This window comes from Pedobacter miscanthi, assembly GCF_003315595.1.
GTDB lineage: Bacteria > Bacteroidota > Bacteroidia > Sphingobacteriales > Sphingobacteriaceae > Pedobacter > Pedobacter miscanthi.
Map to the genome: position 1 here is coordinate 254,123 of NZ_QNQU01000001.1, position 26,766 is coordinate 280,888.

Consider the following 26,766-nt stretch of genomic DNA (forward strand, 5'->3'; position numbering starts at 1 on the left):
CTCATATTGAATCCCTTTTCTTTTTTTAAGCTTACCTGAAAAATCCATTTTAAGCCAATATTTCTTAATTTCACCGCTCAAATTAAATGATCATGGAAGAAATCAGGTGGGGTATTATTGGCTGTGGCGATGTAACAGAAGTAAAAAGCGGTCCGGCTTTTAATAAAGTTGCCCATTCGAAATTGGTGGCGGTAATGCGACGTGATGGCGCTAAAGCAGCTGATTATGCAAAACGCCATGGAGTACCAAAATGGTACAGCTATGCTTCGGAACTGATTAATGATCCGGAGGTAAATGCCATTTATATTGCTACACCGCCCTTGCAACACGAAGCTTATACCATTGAAGCCTTACAGGCGGGAAAACCCGTGTATGTAGAAAAACCGATGACTTTAGATGCTGCCGCAGCACAACGGATGACGGATGCAGCAAATCAACTCAATATAAAGCTTTGTGTGGCCCATTACCGACGGGCACAGCCCATGTTTCTGAAAGTTAAAGAACTGCTGGATCAACATACCATTGGAGATATCCGTTTGATCCGCTTAAAAATGCTCCAGCCACCAAATCCTGTACTGATTGCCAAAACAGAAGATAACTGGAGGATTAATCCTGCCATTTCTGGCGGAGGTTTATTCCATGATCTGGCTCCCCATCAGCTGGATTTAATGACCTACTATTTTGGTGCAGTAAAAAGTGCTTCGGGTATAGCAGCTAAACAACAGGAAAATACCGAAGTTGATGACCTTGTTACCGGCAATATTCTTTTCGAAAACGGCGTAGTTTTCAGCGGCACCTGGTGTTTCTCCGTTGCGCCTCAGGATCAGGCTGATGAATGTGTAATATATGGTTCGAAAGGCAAAATCAGTTTTCCGATGTTTGGCAATAAAATTAACCTTACAACCGATCGAACTGAAACATTCGCATTCGAACCTTTGCAACATGTGCAACAACCCATGATTGAAAAAGTTGTTGATTACTTTTTAAATAAAGGACCAAACCCATGCAGTGGCGAAGATGCATTGATTACCATGAAATTAATGGACGATTTTACGGAAGTTTAACTTTTTCCGAACCAATTCCCCAATTGATCCCCAAAGCTGTAATCAGTTTGTTCGGCATATCGAAATTTTTCCCGAAACTACCATTAAGGAATACCTGATCGGCAATTTTGTAACTTAGCTGTCCAACAGTGCGGTTTTGATCGCTTGTGCCTGCCTTGTTCCAACGATGGAGCCATTCAACTCCGATAGCAAACTTGTCTATCTCAATCCCGGCTTTGCCACCGGCATCAACCGAACGGTTAAGCCCTACATTGCCCGCATTATCTTTATAAAAATGGTCTTCCTGATACCTTACAGAGGCATTTAAACTAAAATAATTGAGAGTAGGTTTATCAAATTTCAAACGCATGGGGATATAGCTCGAAAGCGTTGTCCAAACACCTGTCCGGCCTGATTTATAGTGTTTATCATCAATTCCGTATACGGCATAAGCGGCAGAAAGATCAAGATTAAGGGTAGGTTTCTCAGCAATCAATGTATTGATCTGGTCCATAGCATTTTCCAAATCTTTGTAGTTCCATTTTTTCAATATTTCTGCGGTGCCTGCAGGATCAATGATCATGGCATCTAACATTGCCTGATTGCTATCAAAACCTTTATTAGCTGCTTTAGTCCATGCAGTTAATGCATTTCCAATGTCGGTTACATAGCTTTTCCGGTGTACCTTGATCAAGTTGGTGCGTCCTCCGACAGAAAATACCTGCTGTTGATCGGCAACTGCATCAGGGATCAGATCTTTATTAATCAGCGCAACCGAAACCCCCGTAAACTTTAATCCGCCCCATATATTTTCACGAAGATCCTTACCCGTAGTATCTTTGGTTTTTAACCCAAGTACATCGTATACCGAATAACCTTTTTTGTTAAACCACCAGAAAGGGGTAAAACCCGCGGCAAAATTATCCGGGAAACCACTTTTCGACTGACCAAAAGATTGTGCCACACCCAATACGAATGATTTTGGTGTGGTAGGATTCTGAACGAGTGTAGGGCTCAGATCGGTTAGTACAAATGCCGGTGAAGTTGGTGCGCCAAGATCTTCGAGTTTTATCGTTTTGGTATCCTGGGCTTTTGTAATCAGAGCAGCACAAAGCAGCGAGAAGGTCAATAGTTTTTTCATACCAGATCTACAGTAAAAACGATAAATACATAAACATCATCACCATTTTCGGTAACAGTAATCACGGGATTATTATAACTTACCTTATTGTTATCCCCGGTTTGCAACAAGTAATCGCCAGCCGCATGTTTGGCATTTTCTAACCTTTCCTGCTTATTACTCCCTATTACCCCAACCTGACTAATAACACCTAAACGGAATCCTTTCAATTTTGGACCCGTTCCAATCAGGGCTTTTTTAATTTTACCTGTATGATCCATTGGCTGAGAATCAGCAACTTTAATTCCGGGTTGTGCGGGCTCGTCTACTTTAAGGATAATTGCCCTGGTGTATACCGGTCCGGTGGCAGAAATACTGGCCGTAAGCAGGATTCCCTCCTGAGATTGATCTGTTTGATAAGTGTTCATTGTAAATCGTATTTAGATGAAATATTTGATGAGCTGATGATTCAAAAGAATAATACAAGCCTTATAAATTGGCACACAATAAACTTTGCTAACTAAATTTACAAATTTTGTAATCAATCACTTAGCAAAAATGTAAAATTGTTTAAAATTTAATGATGATGTAATATAGCTGCGCGTGATCGAAACTATTAGAACTGATCTGCGTTTAGTAATTGCCAACCTCTTCCTATATCGCCGCTAAGATGAAAATACTTTTAAAATACCTTAAACCTCATCGTAAACTCATTATATTTTCGCTCTTGCTGGCTGCTTCGGCACAGCTTTTAAGCCTGCTTGATCCAATCATCTTTGGAAAAATAATCGACAATTATTCAACCAATAAACATCATTTAAGCGAAAAGCAACTTATAAGCGAAGTTTTATACTGGCTGCTTATTGCACTTGTTATAGCGCTGGTAGCCCGGCTTTGCCGCTCGGTACAGGAATTTACTACCCGTAAAGCCGTAGCACGCTTTGGCATGAATATTTTTAATGATGGTTTGAAACAAACCCTACGCCTGTCCTTTCAGGAATTTGAAGAAAGCCGCAGTGGTACCACCCTATCGGTACTGCAAAAAGTTAAAACCGATGCCGAACGTTTTATCAATGCATTTATTAATATTCTCTTTTCATCGCTCGTTGGCATTGGCTTTCTGTTGTGGTATAGCTTAAATAAAAACTGGTTACTTGTTCCCGTATTTTTTATCGGCGTATTGGTTTTGGGTTCGTTAACAGGTTTACTCTCAAAAAAAATCAAAGCTATCCAACGGTCTATTAACCGACAGGCCGACCGGCAGGCAGGTGTGATTACCGAGAGCCTGCGCAACATCGAACTGGTAAAAAGTTTGGGCTTAACCTTTGCAGAAATCAGAAGGCTGAATGTACAGACGTTAAAAATATTCGATCTCGAGATGTTAAAAGCCAGAAAAGTAAGTATGTTATCTTTTCTACAAGGTAATCTCCTCAATTTGTTAAAGCAATCCGTTCTGTTCATCCTGCTCTGGCTTATTTTCAGGAAAATATTGAGTACCGGAGAACTGATTGCCATGCAGTTTATCTCCACAGCTATTTTTACCCCTTTGCAGGATTTGGGTAATATGATTATCCTGTATAGAGAGGCCGATGCATCGCTTAAAACCTTTGATAACCTGATGCAGAAATCAATAGAAACGCGACCAGATAATGCAATAGAAATTGACGCGCTTAACCGGTTAGAATTTAAAAATGTAGTTTTCAGACATAAAACAGCCGGTTATAACGCTATTGATGATATTTCTTTCGAAATCCAGAATGGTGAAACAGTGGCATTTGTTGGTCCGTCAGGTTCGGGTAAATCCACTTTGGTAAAACTTTTGGTAGGACTTTATCTTCCGGTTGAGGGCGAAATTTTCTTCAACAAAACAAGCTCTAAACAAATCAGGTATAACCCTTTACGCCGGCAAATTGGCTTTGTTACACAAGATACCCAATTGTACGCCGGATCAATCAGGGATAATATGCGTTTCGTAAACCCCACTGCAAGCGAAGAAGATATTGTTGAAGCCTTGCGTAAGGCATCTGCTACTGCGCTTATTGCCAAAGCTGCGCAGGGGATTGATACGGTTTTGGGCGAAAATGGAATGAAATTATCCGGAGGAGAAAAACAGCGGATTTCGATTGCCAGAGCGTTATTAAGAAAACCAAGACTTTTGATATTTGATGAGGCCACCTCTGCACTCGATTCGCTTACCGAGGAAGAAATATCGGCAACGATACGCGAAATTTCTGACAGAAGGGAACAGATGACCATTCTGATTGCCCATCGCTTATCAACCATTATGCACGCCGATCAAATTTACGTGCTGGAGAAAGGAAAAGTATCTGAAACAGGGAGTCATCAGGAATTGCTCGAAAAGAAAGGCCTTTATTATTCCATGTGGCGACAGCAGATTGGAGAGCGCAGATAATCAACTCATTATCAACAATAAATAATTACCATTTCAATTTCCCGGAACAAAACTACTACAAAAAAGAGTTGTCAACTTCTATGCAAACGGCTATGAAGTTGACAACTCAACACTACTTAATATCTGATTTAATATCCTTTTTAAGCATATCTTTTAATTCAATTGTTGGTTTTTCGGCACCGAACTGATTTCCTTTCATTATCACGCCTGTACAGGCCAAAAGGTTAAATGCGGGGCGTGGATTCCCAGAAGGCATAAAATCAGATTTTTCTATCTTATTGTTTACAAAAGTGAGCCCCTGGGTGCTTTTAGCAGATAATAACGGATAATCGTAAATCTTAAAGGTATTGTTCTCAATCCTGATGTTTTTGTGCACATAGTAATTCGGGATGAGTTGATGGTTTTCAGGATTAATATTAATCACATAGTTATTTGGTGCGGAATTATAGCCACATTCTATAAATTGGTTGTTGCGTATGGTTACATCGGTTACAGGTCCCGATTCGTACCAGCCTTCAGCATCATCTTCAATCAAAATAGCATGCATGCCCGTGCGATAATAAATATTGTTCTCAATGACCACTTTACGACGTGTGGTAATTAAAGTTCCCCGCGAAATAGTGGCTTCGAAACGTGAGTTTTTAATGGTTACAGCTGGTGTCCACGTTACATTTTCTAAAGCATCTCCTATCTTTAGTTCGCTGGGGAAAGGTTTTTCCAATTCAACCAGCATTTCTCTTTCTGAAATTAATTTAGCGGTTTTAATTTTGCCCTGTCCAAAAATCTGTAATGCAGCAGGGTGTAAATAAACGATGGTATCGCCAGGCATAAATGCCATAAAACCATAGGTCTGGTGATGCATAAACTTTAGTTTCAAAGTAATTGGCGATATCATTTCGCTCACTTTTAAATGCGTGCCATGCACATTAACCGGATCATCATGCAAACCTTTAAAGCGGCAATTATTAATGGTAATTTGTCCCTTACAACCCGAAAAATGCATTCCATCTGCTGATGATGCTATTACCCGTCCGCTACCAGGTTCGGGTGCTATGACAACGCTATCGTAATCAAGGTTTTCTGAAAACTGCGAAACAATACCCAAACCATGCATCGAATACATATTGATGTTATGCAGGCTAATGTTTTTAGAGCGGTTATTAAATGCACCAACATAGTCGCGGTAACGGTCTCTAATGGTTAATACATCACCAGCCTGGGCTTTAAGTTTCGAAAAATCACCGGTAAATTTTACTTTAAGCGGGGAAATTTTTTCGGCTTTACTTTTCGAAAAAGCATCCCAACCACTGTAGGTTAAAGTGCTGGCATTTGGTCTGAACAAAACAGCGTGATGGTTTTTGGTAATCCATTTTTCGCCATACCATTCTAACCGGCCATCAATAATGGCGAATTTGCTATCAGGATGAATATTGGCGGTAACCGATGTGGGCGTAATCTCTTCTAAGGTCATTTCCGACATACCTGCCCGTTCATAATTAACCGAAAGGTTTTGCAAACGGATATCCTCGCTCCCATCAATTACCCAGCTGATCATTTTTCCATGAAAAACAAATACCGATCCATTGCCTTCTATGGTTACATTTTTCAAATCCTTCAGGTATAAGCCAACCCTTTGCTTTTTCACCGGAAATTCTGCTTCCGATGAGGAATTGGAAATATAATAATGGGTTTCGGTAGCGCTATCAGGCCAAAAATCATATCGTCCTTTGGGGAAATTAAGCACTGATTTAGCCTGCGCTCTGGTGGCTTCAATTGCCTTTTGCACGCTTGCTGTGGCATCGGCAAAACTGTTGGGTTTGGTGCCAAAAGTACTTACATCAATGGTTTGGGCCTGAAGCTGGTAACCAATAAGCAGGAATAATGCGGTAAAATATTTTTTCATTATGTGGTTCTAACTATGGCGTTTGCGATTAATAAAGCGTGCTTATATTCAACAGTAAATGTTGCAGTTTAAATATTAAAAGAGAGGCTGTATCGTAAAAGAGATTCTTCAGATTTTGTCACAATGAGCCCTTACCGATAAAATCAGCACCCGGGCTAGTTGTGATAAATCAATTAACCGATTCAAAAACGACCATCTATATTTACGGTACAGCCTCTCACAAGCTAATGTTTTAATTTCTAATTATTTGTAAAAGAGGTAATATTAATGGTCCATAGCCTGGTTGCTCCATTTGCAGCGGTAACCACATATTTCAATGGTTTTGTTGCATCAGTTGGATCGCCAAGTGCAGGGGTTCCGCCTGTTGGTGCAATGGTTGCCGCCGTTGAGATGTTTACATTAAACCATAACCTTGTTTGCGCTACTTTAGTTTTCTCGGCGGCAGTAAACTGACCATTGGCAGCCGGCACACTGATCGCGATATTAATAGTTGCATTGGTCTGATCTACTGTTTGCGTTACTAATAAAGGTTGGTAAGCTACAACAGGCTGTCCGTTCCTGGTTTCGGTGCCATTAAAGCGATATTCTGCATTTACCAGTGTGATCTCATTGGTATCAAATAATGGATAATCTTCTAAGCCTTTTTTTAAACATGAAGTTGTAATCGCTATTATCAATAATAAAACAGCGTGGGTGATATATTTAATTTTTCTTTTCATAATGTAAGATTTAGGATTACCAACCTGGGTTTTGAGGTAAGAATTTAGGGTTGTTATCAATCATACCCTGTGGTACAGGGAATAAATACCTTCGCGAAGGTGTAAAAACACGTTGATTATAGGTGGTACGGAACGGACCTGTTACGATAGAAAAAGATTTCCGGTCTTTTGATATGTCCATTACGCGTATTGGTTCAGTTAATTCAGCAATTGTTCCTCCTGGCGCAATTCCATCATTTGCATTACCTCCAAAGCGGCCCCAGCGTAAAAGGCTGTAATAACGATCGTTTTCTTCCGTGAGTTCTACCCTGCGCTCTCTTTTGTAGTCTTTCCAGGCATCTGTTAAATTACTAGCCATTGAGGCAGGTATTTGTCCATGCATCACCCGTGTTTTATTTAAATTAACTACAGCATTAACCACATCTCCTTTTAACAGATAAGCCTCGGCAAGATTTAAATATACCCTGCCCAAACGCATACATACAAAATGATAATCAGTACTTACACTGTTTAAATATGAAGGCGAAACATTGGTATAAATACCTTTTCGCCAATACATGTTACTTAAGGTAAAAGCATAGTCGCCACCATTGATTTCGCCTAGAAAACGTGCGGCATTTCCTCTTAGCCCGGTAGTAAATAACTCGCCGTAAAAACGGGTAGAATCGCTGATAATGGAAGCTTTCCACCTTGCATCGCGGTTTTCATTGGTTAATGTCCAGATGGTTTCATTGCTGCCAGGTTTAATCCTTCCCATTTTAACCAGGGTTTCATCATTTAATTTAGCCGTTTTATCATGCGGAAAACCTGTTCTCGAAAAAGGCACCAGCACATTTACTCCTTCATCAACTGCATTAATGTATTGCGAGGTCTGGTTCCAGGGCACAACCTTGGTTGGATCGGCCTTATCGATGGTTAAATAATCATCAGTTAAATTTTGTGCGGGGAAATTTTCGGGCCAGCATTCAAAAGGAACCGACTTGGTAAACAATGGAGAACCCTGAAATTTATTAATTTTATCGGCTGTTATATTCGGCAACGCATTTTGCATTGGCGTGCTTGATACAGTTGTATTAATTGCTTTTTGGTAAATTCCGTAAATAATTTCACTGGATGTACTTTTGGTTTCGTTAAACATGCCTTCATAATCGGTTTCTAAGGCATAACCACCTCCAATAACCAGTTGTGCATTGGCTATCACTTTATCCAGCAACGGATCGTTAGCTGCTATATTTGGTGCCGCCGGATAGTTTTTATAAGCTAAAGCCTGTAAACACACTTCAGTCAAAAAAGCAGCTGCTACATATTTATTTGTACGGCCTGATACTTTTGTGGCAGGTAAACCGGTAACAGCATCCTCCAGGTCTTTTATAATGTAGTTGTAACTTTCTGTTGGATTAGCTGTTGTTGGAAGCAAAAATTCATCGTTTTCGTTCAAAACTTTGTCGATCCAAACAATACGGCCAATGGTGCGTGCCACACTGTAGTACGACATGGCCCTTAAAAATTTGGCTTCAGCAATTAATTCCTTTTTATCTGCCTCTGCAATACCTGATGATTCGGTAACGTTTTTAATGATTACGTTACAACGGCGAACAGCCCCCCAGTTGTTAAAGCCATAGTCGCTTCTGTTTGTTAACCCGGGTCTTTCGCTAAAAACGGTATTTGCCCCACCTATTCCGCCCTGGGCAATAATATTTGTGGTATACGGGTCCTGGCCTGGACCACTTGCATAATTGTTCATAATGCCATAAGTACTAAAAATAAAAGTTTCGGCATTCGCCCTGCTGCTCCAGATAATATCCGGGCTGATCCTGTCGGTCGGTAAAGTATCCAGCACTTTTTTACAGGAATTTAACACCATTAAGCCGGTTAAAATCCCTATGGTTGTTATAATTTTTTTCATGATCTTCTTTATAAAATGATTAAAAACCTGCGGTTACTCCAACAGCAAAAGTGCGCTGAACAGGATATTCGTAATTGTTCAGGTTGTTGGTGCCTGATTCGGGATCAATGAAATAATCCTGACTTTTGGCAGCAGTTAACAGGTTGGTACCTGATACAAATAACCGAAGTTGTTGAAAGGGTGCTTTTTTGAGCAAGCCCTGTTTAAAATCGTAACCTAACTGTGCATATTTTAAACGGATATATTTAGATCCTATTAACCAGGCATCAGATACCTGAAAATTATTACTTCCGTTTACACTGGGTGTAGAAACAGCGCGTGGAAAACGGGCTCCAGGGTTATCTAAACTCCAGTAATCGGTTTGATAGGCATAAACCAGCAGATTTTGGTTACTTGATCCTTGCAACACATCGCCAATATAGCGATCTCTGTGCCTGCTCCCTGTACTACAGCATTAAATGAAAAGCCCTTGTAGCCCAAATCGATAGTAATACCATAATTTGTACGGGGAAAACTGTTGCTGCCAATCTGCCTGTTATCATCGGCCGTGATTTTACCATCACCATTGGCATCATAATATTTTAAATCGCCGGCTATTATATTAGGCGATATTACCCTAGCCCCAGTTAGCAGCTGGCTGTTATCGGTATAGAAACCGAGGCTATGTAAACCGTATCCATAAAAATCGCCCGCTGTATTTGTTCTTCGGATATAAGGGTTTTTAATGGTTGCATCAGCTTCCGTAGGATATCTCTCCCATAAGGAATTGGATTTTGTAAAGTTAAAGCCAACCTTATAGCTAAAATCATTAATATTACTGGCCCAGTTTAAGTTAAATTCAAAACCTTCTGTTCTATATGCGGCACCAGCTACATTAACTAAAGGCAAACCTATACCCAAAGTAGATGCAAAACGTGGATCGCTGGCAACAAACCCCTTTCTACGGGTATAAAAATAATCGAAGCCCCCGGTTAGCCTGTTGTTTAAGGTACCAAATTCTAGTCCTAAATTCCGGCTACCAATGGTTTGCCATGAGTAGGTACTGCGGGGTAAGGTACCCGGCTCTGAACTACCCTGCACTAAATTGCCATTAATTACCCATGCATTGGCATTTAAACCATATGCAGGTACATATTGAAACGGAGCAATTTCCTCCCCGCTGATGAGGTCTTTTTTATCTCCTAACTGTCCGTAAGATCCCCTCAATTTAAAAAAATCAAGGATATGTTTTTCCTTAAGCAATTTCATAAAGTTTTCTTCAGATACGACATAGTTTGCAGATACGGCATAAAAAGTTCCCCACTGGCTGCCCGGGGGGAAAATATAATCACCATCTCTTCTAACCGATCCTTCCAAAGTATATTTCGATTTAAAACTGTATTTTAAACGCGCCAAAATTGCTGCACGTCTTTTTTCTCCTTCACTGCCACCCGTGGTTGCGTTTAAAGTTGGTCCGGCAATAATCTGATCGTAAATAATCTGATAATTTTGCCTGGTTCCGTTAACAATTGAGAAATCATCAGTCTGGCGTTCAAAAACACCTGTAAAATCAAAAGCATGATCGCCAAATGTTTTATTATAAGTTAAATAACCCTGTAAGGTAAGTGTTGCTCCCTGCCCCTGTTCGTTTGTTAACGATGGTGGCCCGGCATTAATTGGTGTTTTGCTGCCGATTGCATAAGCAGGGGCCAGATAAGTCCAGATTTTCCTGAAATTATTATAAGTGGTATAAGCTCCATTTACTTTGAGTTTTAAGCCCTCTAAAAACGGGGCACTATACTCCAAGCCTAAATTGGAATTGAAAATTTTAGCGGTACTTTTGTTATAGCCCGAAAGCGGATCCAATTCCCTTACCGGGTTATCGGGCTGGGATGTGGGCAAACCAAACTCATTAAGCGCCAGCTGTGAGGGTTGCCTGTTTTGAATATGGCTGTAAATGCCACCATAACCAGCATAAGGGACAGCGTTATTTTCTATAAAACCATCAATGCCAGCAGTAACTTTTAAATTCAGCTTTTCGATATCGCTGGTAGCATTTAACCTGTAAGTAGTGCGTTTATTAAAGTTTTGATCTGTGCGCAATATCGATCCCTGATTATAATGCGAAAGAGAAGCATAATAGCTTAATGATTTTGTACCTGACGTTAAAGATAAATCATGGCGCATTTCTGGCGCAAATTTTTTCATCGTTAGTGCTTGCCAATCGGTATTGGGAAAATTGAGGGGATCAGAACCTGTTTTTACTTTTTCCAGATCGGCCGGGGTTCTGAACGGACTCTTTCCTTCATCGGTATACACTTTATTTAGCGCTACAGCCTGATCATAAGCGCTCATTTTTTCGGGGAACAGGGTGGGTTGCGAAAAAATCTGGTTGTAAGAATAGTTAATGGTAGTTTGGCCTTCTTTTCCACGTTTAGTGGTTACAATAATAACGCCGTTAGCGGCCGAAACCCCATAAAGCGCAGTTGCCGCAGCATCTTTTAAAATCGAATACTCTTCAATGTCATTGGGGTTAAGGTTAGCAAAATCATTGGCTGAGCGGATCACATTGTCAATTACGAACAGAGGTGTACCGCCACCACGGATTGAAATGCTACTTTTAGCACCCGGTGCACCTGTACTGGCGGTTACAATAACCCCGGGCAACCTGCCTGCAACAGCATCATTAATGGATGCCACAGGTATCTGCGCTACGTTTTTCATATCTAAGGTACTGATGGCACTGGTGGTAACACGCCTGGTTGTTTTGCCGTATGCCTGTACTACCACCTCATCAAGATTGTTGTTTGCTTCTTTGAGCGTGATGTTCATCGATGGACCGGCAGCCATTTCAACTGTTTCGTAGCCGATAATGGAAAAAACCAAAATGGCACGGTCGGGCACCTTTAAGCTGAACTTACCATTAATATCAGTAGAAGTTCCAATGCCTTTAATTCCTTTAACCGCTATACTTACCCCCGGTATACCTGCCCCGGTAACATCTTTAACCGAGCCCTGAACAGTAATATCCTTATCGGTTCCGGTATTGGCTAAAATGGTAATCAGGTTATCCTGCTGAACACTATAATTTAGTGTTGTACCAGCCAGTAAAGTCCGCAAAACCTCTTCCAGCGAAGCCTGATTGGTTTTAATACTGATCAGCTTATTAAAAGGCCCTTCGGTTGGGCTGTATACAAAACGGTATCCGCTTTCTTTTTCAATGGTTTGGAGTGCTTTTTCGAGCCTGATATTTTTAAGATCAAGCGTTAATTTCTCCTGAGAGAAAACCTTTGCGGAAACATTTAAGCAGGTAATAAAGACTAATAAAAATGCAATCTTCATTTGGATAATGACTTTGGAAAGCAGCCTGGGCCATGGCGAGGCTTGACTAATGTAAATTTTAATCATATTTTTGTTTTTTGGTTGGTTTATTTGGGGCTACGCATGTCCAGTGAGGAACCCCAGATGAGAAAAATGATCAAAAAATTATTTGGGGAATGTGTTTCTAGCACTTCCCCTTTTTTTTTGATACAGGTTTATTTTGGTTAGCTTGTTTATTTGGTTATGGTAATGCGGTCTCCTTTCTGTTTAAAATTAAAATGTTTTACGCGTTGCAGACTCTGCAGTACGGTTAAGATATCCTCGTTTTTAAAGTTTGCGTTATAAATGTATCCGGCCACTTCTTTATCTTCTAACTCGATGGTAACATTAAACCACCGCTCAAGCCGCTCTTTAATCTCTCCTAAATTGTTATTCAAAAAAATAAGGTTATTGTTGGTCCACGCCGATTCTACAACCTGTTTATCTACTACGGTAAGATTATTAACTTCTATTCTAGGTACCCTATCTGCCTCATCTGTACCGGCACGGCCAGACTCAGGTTCCGTTTTTAACAGGTGGTAGGTAATTTTTTGACCGGCCTTGAGGATAATGGTATTTTTATTTAAACCCGTATTATCTTCGAGTTTAATGGTACCCCTTACCAGGGTTGCAGCCGATTCATCCTCATTGGCATAACTTTTTACATTAAAAGCGGTACCCAACACGGTAATCTTAAAATTTTTGGTACGCACGTAAAAAGGTTTTGTAGCATCGTGCTTTACATCAAAATAGGCTTCGCCGGTTAACATTACATTTCTGTCTTCCTGATCAAAGTTATCGCCAAGTTCTATTTTGCTATCTCCGTTAAGGTATACAAGCGTACCATCGGGCAACGTCACTTTTTTCTTCTCTCCTTTTTTTGCTGCAAAATTTCCGGCATAATGTAAGCGAATATCCGTACGTGGGTAAATCGTATACATCAATCCGGCTAGTAATGCGATTAAAAGTGAAGCAGCAATTGCATAATAAAAGGGCCTTATTTTTCTGGTTTTGGCTACAGGAGTAATCTGTGAGTTAAGATAATCTACCTGTTGATTAACAGGTGTGAAATTACCACTTAAAATCCCGTATAATTTTTGGGCTGCATGAACAACTTTATGTTTTTCGGGATTTCTGGCGATCCATGTTTTCCAAAAAACAACACATTTTTCGTTGCTACCTTCGCAATACTGCTTAAAGGTATCATCCATTAAAAAATCTTCAGGATATTTATATTCATCAATCATGGCACCTGCTTTTAATGTCAGTGCACAGAAAATGTTTTTTTTACCAAGGATTTTTTACTTTTTTTTAAATTTATTTTAAAAAGTTGCCTGAATAGGCTTAGAAGGGCTAAAATTTTAGCCGGGTACGAAGAAATTTTAATGCGCTGTAAATGGTGTTATAGGCAGTTCTAACAGTTAATTCCGTTCTTTTGGCCACTTCTTCGTAGCTCAAACCATCGTAAAAGCGCAGCTGAATTAATTTCCGCTGTTGAGGGGTCAGTTTTTCGAGTGCGGCCTGCAAGCTGGCTTTTACCATCTCATCCGAGTGGATTTTTACAATAAGCTCTTCGTAAGGCATTTCCAAAAGTGCTTCATCCTCTCTTCCAATAATTGCAATAGCCTTGTTTAAGCGCTGCTCGTGTGCAATTTTCTTTAAAATCTTTCGCTTTAAAATGGTGCGGAGATAAGATTCTACCTGCTCTACCCGAGGCAAGTCACCATGTTTCTCCCATAATTCTAAAAAAATCTGATTTAAAGTATCGGTAACTAATTCAGGATCACTGCAAACGCGTAATCCAAATCCTGCTAAACTCCTGTAAAGGCCTTTATATAAATTAAGAAAGGCATCTTTTTCGCCGAGGCACATGGCTTCCCACCACAAACTATGCAGAGAAATTTGTTCATCCAGAATATTCTTTTTGTCCATAGTTAATGGCGCCCTTGTTTGGTTAAAATACTTTAACAGCAGGTTAGTTGCTTTTCACAAGTATTATTCAAAAGTAAAATTTAAATCGACATTTTATGTTAATAAATACTAAACTAAATTAGCTTTATAACTCTTATCCATAAAATTTGAATTCAAATTCCAAATTACTTCATCCACTATCCGAAAACAAAAACACCCGGCTATATTAAAATAACCAGGTGTTTTAAACTAACCGATGAGTTTCTTAAAGTTTCGAGAGCAGCAACTGCACCGAAGCTCTTTTTTGGTAATTGGGATCGAAGTGTACATACTTGATCTTGCCCGATCGGTCGATAATATAGGTTGCAGGCACCGGCAGGGTATGACGGTTATTACCATTATTTGCTTCCAGATCGATGCCATAACCTTTGTACTTGGTAAAAGTTGCCTCATCCATCATAAAATTCACGCCATAAGCTTTCATAATCTCGTCGTCTTTATCCTGCACAATAGAAAAACCTGCTTTGGTCTTTTTAATGGTTTTATCGATATTTTCTTTCGTTTCGGGCGTTACACCGATCACATAAGCATCTTTGGCACTCAGCAGGTTTAAAGAATCCTGTAGTTCTTTAATGTGTTTATTGCAATACGGGCACCACTGCCCGCGGTAAAAAAACAGCACAACAGAGCGGTGCGTTTTAAGTGCTTCCTTCAAGCTTACGTTTTTGCCATTTTGATCGATCCCGGTAAATACCGGGGCCTTATCTCCCTCTTTTAATCCTTTTTGAGCTTTTACCTGTAACGAAACAGCTGCTATTAAGGCTAGAAATAGTATAATTTTTTTCATGTTAAGTGATTAATTTAGGGAGGTTTTAACCTCCCTAAAGCTGTTTTTACATTTTACTTTTCGACATTTTATCTTTGGCCATTTTGTCTTTAGCCATCTTAGATTTCTCCATTTTGGCTTTTTTCATCGAATCGGTTTTCATTTTGTCCATGTTACTTTTTTCCATTTTAGCCATCTTCTTTTTGTCCATTTTGTCTTGTTTCATTTTAGACATTTTTTCCTGAAGCGGAGTGTTTGCTGAAGCAAAAGTTGGTAGTGAAAGACTAGCCACAACTAAAGTAGCCATAAACAATTTTCCTGCTGTTTTTAAGATTTGATTTTTCATGCTGTTTTGTGTTTTATATATCCCTTAGTCGAAGCAGAAAACAAAACCTTACAAAAAAATTTAATTTTTATTCATTTCTTTTTCAATCTGTTCTGTAAGTGTCTGTTTGAAAGTTTTATCCAGTTTAAAATCTTCGGAATTAAACCCTGCAAATAACTTATTAATAAGCACACTTTGCTGCTGATAGATTTTACAGATAGAACAGCCAGCCAAATGGATCCGCAATTGCAGGGTTTCGGCGGTTGTTATTTTTCCTGCCAGCCTTTTTTCGATCAAAAAAGTAGCCTGTTTACAGTTATAGATAATATTTTTTAATGCGCTTCTCATATCAGTTCCAGTTTTTTTGAAGACAGGCCCTCAGGTTCAGTTTGGTGCGGTGCATAATCACCCAGAAATTAGATGCTGTAAGTTTAAGCTCGGTGCAGATCAGTTCTGATTCGAGGTCGTCTATATGTTTCATCGAAAACACCGAAAACCATAGTCCTGGTAATTTGGTTAAACAATCATTTAAAATTGCCCCTAATTCTTTCATCAGCAATGGGTTACCAACCTCCAACCCAAAAGCCTTCGGATAGTATTGTTCATTCCAATGACCTGATTCTGCATCAAAAAAATCCTGCTGTTCGCCTTCAGCTTCGGTTATTTTTAAATCTTTTAAACCTCGTGAAGCATTTTTACGGTAGAAATCGGCAATTTTATTTTTAAGAATGGCGGTAAGCCATGTTTTCTCATTGCTATTACCCTCAAAACGTTGCAATTGTTGTAATCCAGCTAAAAAAGTATCCTGCACGAGGTCTTTTGCCACATCTTCATCCCTTAATCTCGACATTGCAAATCCATACAGGTAATCGGCATATTTTTCTACCCAGATAAGTGGGTTGGCATGAAGGTTTTTAGCGGCGATATCGTGGCCAGTATCGTTTTGCATGTTGTTGGATTATCTTGTATAAATATAGTGCTTAATCATTTAGTCGCATCGCTCGGAACATCCTTACAAATTATTTTATTTTTTCTTGTAAGGATTGTAAATCAGAAACGACTAAGTTTAAAATTGATGACCATGATCAGAAAAATAGCATTGCCCCTTTTGTTGATAAGCGTTATTAGCGTTGCTTTTACCGCAGACCTTAGCACTACACCAAAATCGACTAATACCGGTTTTGCAGTTGTGGAGCTTTTTACTTCTGAAGGCTGCTCAAGCTGTCCACCGGCAGATGCATTACTGGCCGAGATTGAAAAGGAAACCTCCAAAAAACCTGTTTATCTGCTTGCTTTCCATGTAGATTATTGGGACAGGCTGGGTTGGAAAGACAGCTTTAGCAGCGCAAAATTTTCTGCCCGACAAAATCAATACGCCAATTGGCTCAACCTCAAAACGGTATATACTCCTCAGGCAGTGGTAAACGGAAGTACGGAATTTATCGGATCGGATGAAAAAATTTTGCGGAACAGTATCAATACAATGCTTGCAAAACCATCAACTGATCATTTAGAAATTTCATTAGGGAAAACCGATAAACACAACCTTATTTTAAATTATAATACCAATCAGCAAACCAATGGTTATATGCTTGCAGTTGCGTTGGTAACGCAAAAAGCGAGTAATAAAGTTTTAAAAGGCGAAAATAAAGGCAGTACACTTAGCCATGTTCAGATTGTACGGCAGTTCGACACTTTCCAGCTCCAGGGAAAAACCAACGGATCGGTAAATGTGCAGGTAGATCAATCAAACGGAGAAATTTCCTCAGAACTGATCGCTTTTTTACAAAACACCAAAACGGGTAAAATTACCGCAGCATCAAAACTAAATACATTGTTAGACAACCAATTAAGTAATAAATCCAAATGATAAGCTTTTGCGTTTATCATCTGTAAACCGCCCCCACCATGAAAGTAATCAAAGAAAAACATTCGCTTTTAATGCGGTGGACACATTGGGTAAATTTTCCTGTTCTGGCCATTATGATCTGGAGTGGATTGTTTATCTATTGGGCTAATGATGCTTACGGCATTTCTATTTTCAACGTCACACTGATCAAATTTTTTCCCGAATGGTTTTATAATTATTTCCACATTCCACAGCGTTTGGCCGAAGGAATGGCATTTCATTTTCTGTTTATGTGGTTCTTTTTCATCAACGGTTTACTCTATATCAGCTACACTCTTTTTTCGGGGGCATGGCGGGAACTTTTACCAAATAAAAATTCATTTAAAGAAGCTTGGTTGGTTTTGCTGCATGATCTTCATATCAGAAAAACCATTCCCCCGCAAAAGAAATACAATGCCGCACAGCGGATTGCCTATACTGCAATTATATTAATGGGCATGGGTTCGGTAATAACAGGATTAGCCATTTATAAACCGGTGCAATTTTACTGGATTTGCTGGTTGTGTGGCGGCTATCATTTTGCCCGTATCCTTCACTTTGCTTTAACCATTGGTTATGTATTTTTCTTTCTCATCCACATTGTTCAGGTGGCGTTGGCCGGCTGGAACAATTTCAGGGCCGTAGTGGCCGGATTTGAAGTGGTAGAAGAATCACAGCATTTACCTGAACAGGTAACAATCCAAAAAACTGAAGAAAACAATGAAAACACCGCACAAAAAGAAGCTTAAAGCACCATTAACGGTTGAGCAAAAAATAAACCGCCGCAGTTTTATCTCTTTCAGTGCTTTTGCTGTACTCAGCGGAGGCGCTTTTGCAGGTTGGAAATGGCTTTTAAATGCTCCTGAAGAAACAGCTGGCATTACCGCAGGCACCAGAGCGCCCCTACGCAGGGCATTGAATAAAACAGAACTCTTTTTTCGCAATTTCTTCAGCAACAAACACCTGGTTAAAACTTATCCTGTAGAGCAGGCGGCTAAAAATCCCAGGGTAAACAGTTTGATTGGAATCGAAGATGATGAAGATTTCGACATTACCAGATGGAAACTTCAGGTTAAATTAAACAATCAGAAAACCAGGCATATCACAATTGAAGAAATAAAAGCCTTACCCAAAACAGAAATTGTTTATGATTTTAAGTGTGTAGAAGGTTGGGACGAAATCCAACACTGGGCTGGCGTAAAATTGAGTGATTTTCTAATACATTTTCAACTTGAAAACGAAGCTGAAAAACAATATATGGGTTTAGAAACGCCTAATGGTGCTTATTATGTAGGTTTAGAAAGAGAAAGCATTCTCCATCCCCAAACCTTACTGGCTTATGAAATGAATGGAAAAACCATCAGTACTGAACATGGAGCACCTCTAAGATTAATAGTTCCTGTAAAATATGGCATCAAAAACCTGAAACGTATTGGTAAGATGAGTTTTAGTAATAACAGACCTCGCGATTACTGGGCCGAGCAGGGTTATGATTATTATTCGGGATTGTAAGCTGATCTGGAGATATAACGAACTCCAGATCAAACCATCAGGGTAATTTAAAATTTAAGCCTGCTTTGGTACTTCCGGTTTCTCTTCTTCCTGTCCGGCTTTAAATTCTTTTATTCCTTTACCAAGGCCTTTCATTAATTCAGGGATTTTTTTGCCGCCGAACAATAATAAAACAGCTATTCCAACAATAATCAGTTCGGGGCCTCCCAACAGGGCGGCGATGGTTGTATTTAACATTTTGCTTTTATTTAAGTGATTCTTTTACACTTACGTTTAAAACATCGCTCCGGTTCTTTGGTACCGGTTATTTTTTTTTAAAAAATTGCTTTTTATTTAAAGTAAAATCAAAAGTGATACGTCTACAGCCTTAACAAACCTAAAAATATGCTTTATGATAGCCGTTTTCAAAACAAATGTATCCACGGATAGCGAGTTAAATGAAATCAGCCCCTTGCTGAACAGTCGTTTCAAAGAAATTAAATGGAACATCGACCTGTGGGACAGCGATAAAATCCTTCGCGTAGATTCGCCAAGGGATTGGACCAAAGAAATTACCGAACTTTTTAACAGCATCGGGTTGCGCTGCGTTAATTTAGAGATTTTTCATTCGGAGCCTTTTTAATAACAGCGAAAAAAAAATGAGGATATCTAACTGTATATTAAATTATAACATAATTAAAAACCATTATATTTGCATGAATTTTAAATAAAATTTATTACATTTATAATAACTTTTATTTTAATCTTGTATAATATAGCTATGGCGAAGTTAGATGAACTTAAGAAAAACCTGAAACGTGGCCATGTTTACCGCAGGGATGAACTTACGCAATGGTCTAACGCTATTGATCGCCATTTAAACACCCTTGTTAATGATGGTACACTTCAAAAGCTTTCGCAAGGGGTATATTACTACCCGAAAGAAACTGTATTCGGCAATACTCCGCCCGAGGATGATACACTTGTTCGCAAGTTTTTAAAAGACGATCGTTTTTTATTAACCTCACCTAATTCGTATAATAGTTTAGGAGTGGGCACTACGCAACTATATAATAAACGCATTGTTTACAACCATAAACGCCATGGTACATTTATGTTGGGCAACCGTAAATTTGATTTTCAAATGAAACCTCATTTTCCGGCTAAAGCTACACCAGAATTTTTATTAGTTGATTTGGTAAACAATTTGGATAAATTAGCCGAAGATAAACAAGCTATTTTAAACAATGTACTGAACAAAGTACAACAAATGGATCAGGTAAAATTAAAGCGATCTGTAAATTCATACGGAAATATTAAGGCGAAAAAATTTTTCAAACCTGCATTGCAACTTTCAGATAACTGATATGGCAGCCGACTTCCTGCACAATCATAAAAACTTCCCTGATTTATTGCGAATTCTTGAAGATGAAATTGGTATTCAGGCCGGATTGATTGAGAAGGATTATTGGATTATGCATGTACTTTATGGTTTAAAAAAACAGGGTTTTGAATTTGAACTTAAAGGTGGTACATCTCTTTCAAAAGGTTTTAAAATCATTGAACGTTTTTCAGAAGACATCGATATACATATAAAACCTCCTGCAGAATTTAACATCAACGAAAATCCAAAAAATACCAAACCGAAAAACACAGAGGCAAAAAAGATTTTTTATAACTGGTTAACTGAACAAATTACTATAAACGGTATTGTTTCTGTTGAACGCGATATCCTTTTTGACAACACAAAAACCTATAACAGTGCAGGCATAAGGTTAAATTATAAAAGCTTTAATACATTAATTGTTGGTATAAAAGAAGGTATATTGCTCGAAACAGGCTTCGATACTGTTACTCCCAATACCAATATCACCATTTCCTCATGGGCTTATGACAAAGCCATAGAAAATAAAATTGAGATTGTAGATAACCGTGCGACCGATATTTCGTGCTACAATCCTGGTTATACTTTTGTGGAGAAATTACAAACTATTGCCACCAAATTCCGAAAAGAAAAGGAGACTGGTGATATAGGGGTAAACTTTATGCGACAATATTACGATGTATATTCACTCCTGGATAATGATAATGTGTTGGAGTTTATTGGTACTGATGAATATCATATTCATAAAAAGACCCGCTTCCCTCCTTTAGATTTTGACATCCCAATCAATGAAAATGAGGCATTTTTGCTTAAAAACGATAAAATTCGGAAAAGTTTTATCCAACGTTACAAAAGCACTGCATCATTATATTACAATCGCCAACCTGATTTCGAAGAACTGTTAGATCGGATTAAACAATACATCGATCGATTATAGTTACCTTCCCCTCCTTGCTTTCCCTTTTGTAATAGATTATCATTAAATTGCCTTTCTATTGCACCAATCCCTGATGAAAGAAATTACCGATATACTTAAAGCATACCAGAAAGCGACTAAGGATAAGAAAAAAACGGCTTTGGCTACGGTAGTTAAGGTAGAAGGTTCCTCCTACCGCCGGCCCGGTGCCAGGATGCTCATTACCGAAGATGGCCAGCTTACCGGCGCCATAAGTGGCGGTTGTTTAGAGGGCGACGCACTACGAAAGGCCCTTTCGGCTATTGTACAGCAGGAGAACAAGCTCATTACCTACGATACCACCGACGAAGACGATGCTAAATTTGGTGTTCAGCTGGGCTGCAATGGCATTGTGCATATTCTATTCGAACCCATTTTGGAAGAAGAAACACTAAACCCCATTGTGATTTTATCAGCATTACAAGAGAAAAGAGAAGATGCCGTACTGGTAACACTTTTTTCGTTAAACGGAAAGCAACAATTGGGCACCAGCATGTTGTTTAAAAAAGAGGCCATCTTATCTAAAATACCTGAGGAAATTGAAGCGGATATCCTATTAAACGCTAAAGAGGTTTTCATCAGTAAAACAGCAGCATTTAAAGTATATCCTTATGGCGATCATCAGATTGAAGCTTTTCTGGAGTTAATCCACCCTCCCGTTTCATTAATCATTGCCGGTGCCGGAAATGACGCACAGCCCCTGGCCGAAATGGCTTACCTTTTGGGTTGGGAAATAAGCATTATCGATGGCCGCCCTACCCATGCCACAGTACAGCGCTTTGCAAATGCCACCAGAATCTTGGTAAGTAAACCAGATAAGGTATTGAATCAGATTGATATAGATGAGCAAACTGCTTTTGTATTGATGACGCACAATTACAATTACGACCTCGAACTGCTTAAATATTTATTGGATACCAATGCCCCGTATATTGGCACATTGGGACCAAAGAAAAAACTGATCAGGATGCTGGAAGAACTGAACCTGGCCACACCTGAAAATGAAAGCCGGGTACATGGGCCAATAGGTTTGGATATCGGAGCAGAAACAGCCGAAGAAATTGCCATTTCCATTCTGGCAGAGATTAAATCAGTGTTTACAGGGGCATCGGCAATTTTCTTAAAAGAGAAAAAAAACCCGATCCATGTTTATGGATTAACCAATAGCTAAATGGATACATCGATTATCATTCTGGCAGCAGGTAATTCCTCCCGAATGGGAAAGCCAAAGCAGCTTTTGGATTATAAAGGCAAAATGCTGCTTCAAACCGTGATTGATGAAGCTTTAAAAACAGGATGTTTTCCGGTTACCGTAGTTTTAGGTGCAAATGCAGAAGAAATATTAGCAAAACATCAAAATAATCAGGTCAACTTTGTAATCAATAAAGATTGGGAAAGCGGGATGGCATCGGGCATAGTCGCCGGACTTTCTGCTGCAATCGAAAAAAATGACAAAACACAAAGTATCATTATTGCTGTAGCCGATCAGGTTTTTATAAAAATGAGTACCTTTAATAACCTGATCGAAAAGCATCATAAAACTGGTAAAAACATCATTGCCAGTAGTTATGCCGAAACGATTGGCACACCTGTTTTCTTCGGAAAAATTTATTTTGAGACTCTTTTATCACTCAAAGGAACTGAAGGGGCAAAAAAACTACTTAAACAATATCCGCAGGATGTAGAAACCGTAGTTTTTGAGGGTGGCGAGATTGACATTGATACAGAAACCGATTACAATAATTTAATCAGCCAGCAATGATAGCAGATACTTTCGGAAGAGTACACGATTACCTGCGGATATCACTTACCGATAACTGCAATTTTCGCTGCTTTTATTGCATGCCGGAGGAAGAATACGATTTCACCCCTGTTTCGAGGCTGATGCAGACAGCCGAAATTATCAAACTGGCTGAGATTTTTGTAGCCAACGGCGTAAAAAAGATAAGGCTAACGGGTGGCGAGCCATTGGTAAGAAAAGATGCAGCCCAGATCATCTCCGCATTGGGTAAACTTCCGGTCGAACTGGTGATGACTACCAATGGTACACGCATTGCAGAAATGCTGCCGGTGTTAAAAGAAGCAGGCATCAAGTCCATCAACATCAGTTTAGATACCTTACAACCCGAAAAGTTTTTCATGATTACCCGTAGGGATGTATTTCACCAGGTACGAAGTAATATCGAATTGTTATTACAGCATAAAATCAAGGTAAAAATCAATATGGTGGTGATGAAAGGTCTAAACGACAATGAAATAAACGATTTTATTGCCTGGACCAAACATAACCCTATCCAGGTTCGATTTATCGAATTTATGCCTTTTAGCGGTAATAAGTGGACAAGTAATCAGATGTTTTCTTTAGAAGAAATCCTTGCACTTGTTGAAAAAGATTTTACGGTATTGCCTGTAAAAGGAGAACCGAACGATACTGCCAAACATTTTATGATCCCTGGCCACGAAGGTTCATTTGCCATCATTAGCACCATGACACATCCTTTTTGCAGCACCTGTAACAGAATGCGCTTAACCGCTGATGGGAAATTAAAAAACTGCCTTTTTTCGGATACTGAAACCGATCTGCTTACTGCACTGAGAAAGAATGAAGATGTACTTCCGCTGATTAAATCGGCAATTTGGAGCAAAAAAGAGGCTTTAGGTGGACAATTAGCCAGCGATTTCGAAAAAATTGATGCCACGACCATTCAAAACAGAAGTATGATTACCATTGGAGGATAAAATTTTCATGATCAGCGTTAAAGAAGCAAAAAACCTCATTTCCCAACAAATTAATCCTTTAAGTCCAATTACAATTGGTTTGACAAAAGCAGCTGACCATATACTGGCGGCCGATGTTTACGCTAAATTTGATATTCCGGCATTCAGCCAATCTTCGATGGATGGTTATGCCCTAAAATTTGAAGATCACGAAAAAGCACTCACTTTAGTTGGCGAAATGGCCGCCGGAACGGCTAAAAACATTACCATCCAAAACGGCGAAACAAGCAGGATTTTTACCGGCGCACCATTACCCCAAGGTGCCGATACCGTGGTAATGCAGGAAAAAGTAACACGTTTAGATAAAACAATTACTATACAAGACTCCAATCTAAAATTAGGTTTAAATACCCGGGATAAAGGTTCAGAGATTAAAGCCGGGGCATTAGCCATGGAAAAAGGCAGTTTGCTTAGTCCTGCTGCCATTGGTTTTCTTGCCGGAATTGGCGTAAACGAAGTAACCGTTTACCCCATGCCTAAAATATCAATCATTGTAACCGGAAAAGAACTACAGGAACCGGGTAAGCCCTTATCATTTGGACAGGTTTACGAATCAAATTCTTATTCACTTTCTGCCGCATTAAAACACGAAGGCATTGATCAGATCAGCATTTACGAAGCGGACGACGACCTCGAAATCCTTAAAAAAGTATTGCAAAAAGCAATAACAAACAGCGATGTAGTTTTACTTACCGGTGGCGTTAGCGTGGGCGAATACGATTTCGTGATCGAAGCCGCAGCCCATTGCGGTATTAAACAGATTTTCCACAAGGTGAAACAGAAACCCGGCAAACCACTGTTTTTTGGAACTCTCGATCAAAAATTAATTTTCGGACTTCCGGGAAACCCATCGTCGGTATTAAGCTGTTATTATAATTATGTATTGCCAGCTGTTAAAACATTATCTCAAAAAGCAAACAGCGTAATCGAAATTGAGGCAGAACTAACACACCCCTATTCAAAGCCTGCAGGTTTAGCGCATTTCCTAAAAGGGAAGTACGAAAACGGAAAGGTTACACCCCTCGGTGCGCAGGAATCGTACCGTTTAAGTTCATTTGCACAGTCTAATTGCCTCATCTGCCTTAACGAAACACAGGAACATTTCGAAAAAGGCGACACCTTAACTGTAATGATTTTACCAAACTAAACCATGCAAGAAAGTTTTATCCTATTTTACTGTTTACTCTTTATCGTTGCCTTTTTATATGCCTCTGTGGGGCACGGCGGTGCAAGCGGTTATCTGGCTTTAATGGCCATTTTCGCCATTTCGCCGGCCATTATGAAACCAACGGCACTATTACTTAATCTCTTTGTTTCCTCCACTTCTTTTATCCAGTTTTACCGTGGTGGGCATTTTAAGTGGAAAACCTTTTGGCCTTTTGCACTTGCCTCTATCCCACTCTCCTTTATTGGCGGAATGATGGCCATCGAAAGTTCGATCTATAAAAGGATTTTGGGGGTACTTTTACTCATCCCGGTAATCCGTTTTTTCTTTTTCAAAAACACCGATCCTAAGGATTTTAAACCTTCAAATATTCCTTTATCCTTAGCCATTGGTGGCGTTATTGGTCTGCTTTCGGGTATGATTGGTATTGGTGGCGGGATCATCCTTTCACCGGTTCTCCTGCTTTTAAAATGGACCGATCAGAAACAGACTGCAGCCATCAGTGCCGCTTTTATTTTTGTAAATTCGGTGGCAGGTTTGGGCGGACAGCTGATTAAAGGCTTTGATTTTAACAGCCACATGCTTGCTTATGTTGGTGTTGCCTTTATTGGCGGCATTTGTGGGGCTTATTTTGGTGCCCTAAAATTCCCGCAAACCGTTTTAAAAAATGTACTGGCCTGCGTACTGGCGCTGGCAGCTTATAAACTATTATTTACACATGCATAATATGAAATATACCATCATTGCCCTCTTATTTTTAGCTTTTAGCGCAAAAGCCCAGGAAAGTAAGCAGTTTACTATCGAAGGAAAGGTTAAAACGCCTTTAACGGTTACTTTAGACAATTTAAGTGCCTACAAATCCGTTAATTTGGATAGTATGACAATTTTCAACCACCTGATGCAGCGTAAGAGCAGCATTAAAAACATTAAAGGCGTGCTTTTAAAAGATATTTTGGCCAAAGTAGAAATTGACGCCGCGTCGCCTAAAACATTGAGCGAGTATTACCTCGTTTTTACCGCAACCGATAATTATAAAGTGGTGTATTCGTGGAACGAAATTTTTAATTCTTCAACCGGCGACCAGATATTGGTTTTAAAAAGTTACGATACCGACCCTTCAAAGGCCGAAAAGGGAAATATAGCCATTATTACGCCTACGGATTTTGCTACGGGAAGAAGATTTGTAAAAGGATTGAGCAAAATCAGCATCTTACAGGTAAATTAGCAGCATGGAACCATCATGAGCAAACACTCACAAACGGTACTAAACCGAGCCTGCGAGCGCTTGAACACAAAAATCAAATAGAAACTTGTGAAAAATATGCTCATGATAGCTTCATCACAGATAAAAAACAAAAATATACAGATGGAAATCGAAATCATCAGTTTTGGCCAGATTGCCGAATTTATCGAACATCAAAAAATTGATATCTCAGGCATTACCGATACTGAAACCTTTAAACAATATATCGAAAATCAATTTCCTGCATTAAAAGGCATGAAATATAAACTTGCCCTAAACAAAAATATTGTTCAGGAGAATACAGCAATTAAAAATCCGGCTACTATAGCCATTATGCCCCCTTTTTCTGGCGGTTAA

At 39.4% G+C, this 26,766-nt stretch carries 29 protein-coding genes; 15 read left to right on the forward strand and 14 right to left on the reverse strand.

Annotated features, from left to right (window positions below):
- Positions 1 to 92 precede the first annotated feature (92 nt).
- Positions 93 to 1,064 (forward strand): Gfo/Idh/MocA family protein, encoded by a 972-nt coding sequence (locus DRW42_RS01120; protein ID WP_113947184.1) that lies wholly within the window; start codon positions 93 to 95, stop codon positions 1,062 to 1,064.
- On the opposite strand, the gene DRW42_RS01125 is transcribed toward DRW42_RS01120, so the two are convergent.
- Entirely contained in the window at positions 1,051 to 2,184 is a 1,134-nt protein-coding gene (locus DRW42_RS01125) for a hypothetical protein (protein WP_113946981.1), read from the reverse strand. The two genes, DRW42_RS01120 and DRW42_RS01125, sit on opposite strands and share 14 nt — an antisense overlap.
- A complete protein-coding gene (locus tag DRW42_RS01130) occupies positions 2,181 to 2,591 on the reverse strand; it encodes a hypothetical protein (protein ID WP_113946982.1) in 411 nt (136 codons plus the stop codon). The genes DRW42_RS01125 and DRW42_RS01130 overlap by 4 nt, the downstream gene beginning before the upstream one ends.
- A 242-nt stretch (positions 2,592 to 2,833) precedes the next feature.
- Between DRW42_RS01130 and DRW42_RS01135 the strand changes: the two genes are divergently transcribed.
- Entirely contained in the window at positions 2,834 to 4,576 is a 1,743-nt protein-coding gene (locus tag DRW42_RS01135) for an ABC transporter ATP-binding protein (protein ID WP_113946983.1), read from the forward strand.
- Positions 4,577 to 4,688: 112 nt separating this feature from the next.
- On the opposite strand, the gene DRW42_RS01140 is transcribed toward DRW42_RS01135, so the two are convergent.
- From DRW42_RS01140 to DRW42_RS01190, 11 genes are all read right to left on the reverse strand, one after another.
- Positions 4,689 to 6,479 (reverse strand): right-handed parallel beta-helix repeat-containing protein, encoded by a 1,791-nt coding sequence (locus DRW42_RS01140; protein ID WP_113946984.1) that lies wholly within the window; start codon positions 6,477 to 6,479, stop codon positions 4,689 to 4,691.
- Positions 6,480 to 6,718: 239 nt separating this feature from the next.
- Entirely contained in the window at positions 6,719 to 7,198 is a 480-nt protein-coding gene (locus DRW42_RS01145; protein WP_147243641.1) for a DUF5018-related domain-containing protein, read from the reverse strand.
- Positions 7,199 to 7,214: 16 nt separating this feature from the next.
- Complete coding sequence (locus tag DRW42_RS01150; protein WP_113946986.1) at positions 7,215 to 9,104, reverse strand: RagB/SusD family nutrient uptake outer membrane protein; 1,890 nt, start codon at positions 9,102 to 9,104, stop codon at positions 7,215 to 7,217.
- A 19-nt stretch (positions 9,105 to 9,123) separates the two neighbouring features.
- Positions 9,124 to 9,513 carry a hypothetical protein gene (locus tag DRW42_RS01155; protein WP_147243642.1) on the reverse strand — a complete coding sequence of 130 codons (390 nt, stop codon included), beginning with the start codon at positions 9,511 to 9,513 and terminating at the stop codon, positions 9,124 to 9,126.
- Positions 9,447 to 12,425, reverse strand: a complete 2,979-nt coding sequence (locus DRW42_RS01160; protein ID WP_158544250.1) for a SusC/RagA family TonB-linked outer membrane protein — start codon at positions 12,423 to 12,425, stop codon at positions 9,447 to 9,449. Before DRW42_RS01160 ends, DRW42_RS01155 begins: the two co-directional genes overlap by 67 nt.
- A gap of 212 nt (positions 12,426 to 12,637) precedes the next feature.
- Positions 12,638 to 13,690, reverse strand: a complete 1,053-nt coding sequence (locus DRW42_RS01165) for a FecR family protein (RefSeq protein ID WP_113946989.1) — start codon at positions 13,688 to 13,690, stop codon at positions 12,638 to 12,640.
- A gap of 106 nt (positions 13,691 to 13,796) precedes the next feature.
- Positions 13,797 to 14,375, reverse strand: a complete 579-nt coding sequence (locus tag DRW42_RS01170; protein WP_113946990.1) for an RNA polymerase sigma factor — start codon at positions 14,373 to 14,375, stop codon at positions 13,797 to 13,799.
- A gap of 244 nt (positions 14,376 to 14,619) precedes the next feature.
- The gene (locus DRW42_RS01175) at positions 14,620 to 15,201 is read right to left on the reverse strand and encodes a peroxiredoxin family protein (protein WP_113946991.1); all 582 of its coding nucleotides are present in this window, start codon (positions 15,199 to 15,201) and stop codon (positions 14,620 to 14,622) included.
- 46 nt (positions 15,202 to 15,247) lie between these two features.
- Positions 15,248 to 15,526: a hypothetical protein gene (locus tag DRW42_RS01180; protein WP_113946992.1), complete on the reverse strand. Its 279-nt coding sequence runs from the start codon at positions 15,524 to 15,526 to the stop codon at positions 15,248 to 15,250.
- Between the two features lie 60 nt (positions 15,527 to 15,586).
- Entirely contained in the window at positions 15,587 to 15,853 is a 267-nt protein-coding gene (locus tag DRW42_RS01185) for a zf-HC2 domain-containing protein (protein ID WP_113946993.1), read from the reverse strand.
- Position 15,854: 1 nt separating this feature from the next.
- Positions 15,855 to 16,454, reverse strand: a complete 600-nt coding sequence (locus DRW42_RS01190; RefSeq protein ID WP_113946994.1) for a sigma-70 family RNA polymerase sigma factor — start codon at positions 16,452 to 16,454, stop codon at positions 15,855 to 15,857.
- A gap of 132 nt (positions 16,455 to 16,586) precedes the next feature.
- Between DRW42_RS01190 and DRW42_RS01195 the strand changes: the two genes are divergently transcribed.
- From DRW42_RS01195 to DRW42_RS01205, 3 genes are read left to right on the forward strand one after another with little or no spacing between them, the layout of a single operon-like run.
- Entirely contained in the window at positions 16,587 to 17,375 is a 789-nt protein-coding gene (locus tag DRW42_RS01195; protein ID WP_208643467.1) for a DUF1223 domain-containing protein, read from the forward strand.
- 38 nt (positions 17,376 to 17,413) lie between these two features.
- Positions 17,414 to 18,142 (forward strand): cytochrome b/b6 domain-containing protein, encoded by a 729-nt coding sequence (locus DRW42_RS01200; protein ID WP_113946996.1) that lies wholly within the window; start codon positions 17,414 to 17,416, stop codon positions 18,140 to 18,142.
- Positions 18,114 to 18,905 (forward strand): molybdopterin-dependent oxidoreductase, encoded by a 792-nt coding sequence (locus DRW42_RS01205; RefSeq protein ID WP_113946997.1) that lies wholly within the window; start codon positions 18,114 to 18,116, stop codon positions 18,903 to 18,905. The genes DRW42_RS01200 and DRW42_RS01205 overlap by 29 nt, the downstream gene beginning before the upstream one ends.
- Positions 18,906 to 18,959: 54 nt before the next feature.
- Here the strand turns inward: DRW42_RS01205 and DRW42_RS01210 are convergent, their stop codons facing one another.
- Positions 18,960 to 19,142, reverse strand: a complete 183-nt coding sequence (locus DRW42_RS01210; RefSeq protein WP_113946998.1) for a Sec-independent protein translocase subunit TatA/TatB — start codon at positions 19,140 to 19,142, stop codon at positions 18,960 to 18,962.
- 154 nt (positions 19,143 to 19,296) lie between these two features.
- Here DRW42_RS01210 and DRW42_RS01215 point away from each other — a divergent pair, with 154 nt between their 5' ends.
- The 10 genes from DRW42_RS01215 (at position 19,297) to DRW42_RS01260 (ending at position 26,766) form a co-directional block, all read left to right on the forward strand.
- The gene (locus tag DRW42_RS01215) at positions 19,297 to 19,527 is read left to right on the forward strand and encodes a hypothetical protein (RefSeq protein ID WP_113946999.1); all 231 of its coding nucleotides are present in this window, start codon (positions 19,297 to 19,299) and stop codon (positions 19,525 to 19,527) included.
- Positions 19,528 to 19,665: 138 nt separating this feature from the next.
- Positions 19,666 to 20,250 (forward strand): DUF6088 family protein, encoded by a 585-nt coding sequence (locus tag DRW42_RS01220; protein ID WP_113947000.1) that lies wholly within the window; start codon positions 19,666 to 19,668, stop codon positions 20,248 to 20,250.
- 1 nt (position 20,251) lies between these two features.
- On the forward strand, positions 20,252 to 21,205 hold the full coding sequence (locus tag DRW42_RS01225) for a nucleotidyl transferase AbiEii/AbiGii toxin family protein (RefSeq protein WP_113947001.1): 954 nt from the start codon (positions 20,252 to 20,254) through the stop codon (positions 21,203 to 21,205).
- Positions 21,206 to 21,278: 73 nt separating this feature from the next.
- On the forward strand, positions 21,279 to 22,394 hold the full coding sequence (locus tag DRW42_RS01230) for an XdhC family protein (RefSeq protein WP_113947002.1): 1,116 nt from the start codon (positions 21,279 to 21,281) through the stop codon (positions 22,392 to 22,394).
- Entirely contained in the window at positions 22,395 to 22,985 is a 591-nt protein-coding gene (locus DRW42_RS01235) for a nucleotidyltransferase family protein (RefSeq protein ID WP_113947003.1), read from the forward strand.
- Positions 22,982 to 23,962: a GTP 3',8-cyclase MoaA gene (gene moaA / locus DRW42_RS01240; RefSeq protein ID WP_113947004.1), complete on the forward strand. Its 981-nt coding sequence runs from the start codon at positions 22,982 to 22,984 to the stop codon at positions 23,960 to 23,962. Before DRW42_RS01235 ends, moaA begins: the two co-directional genes overlap by 4 nt.
- A 7-nt stretch (positions 23,963 to 23,969) precedes the next feature.
- Complete coding sequence (locus DRW42_RS01245) at positions 23,970 to 25,148, forward strand: molybdopterin molybdotransferase MoeA (RefSeq protein ID WP_113947185.1); 1,179 nt, start codon at positions 23,970 to 23,972, stop codon at positions 25,146 to 25,148.
- 3 nt (positions 25,149 to 25,151) lie between these two features.
- Positions 25,152 to 25,892, forward strand: a complete 741-nt coding sequence (locus DRW42_RS01250) for a sulfite exporter TauE/SafE family protein (RefSeq protein ID WP_113947005.1) — start codon at positions 25,152 to 25,154, stop codon at positions 25,890 to 25,892.
- 1 nt (position 25,893) lies between these two features.
- On the forward strand, positions 25,894 to 26,391 hold the full coding sequence (locus DRW42_RS01255) for a molybdopterin-binding protein (protein ID WP_113947006.1): 498 nt from the start codon (positions 25,894 to 25,896) through the stop codon (positions 26,389 to 26,391).
- A gap of 102 nt (positions 26,392 to 26,493) precedes the next feature.
- Complete coding sequence (locus DRW42_RS01260; RefSeq protein WP_244215162.1) at positions 26,494 to 26,766, forward strand: MoaD/ThiS family protein; 273 nt, start codon at positions 26,494 to 26,496, stop codon at positions 26,764 to 26,766.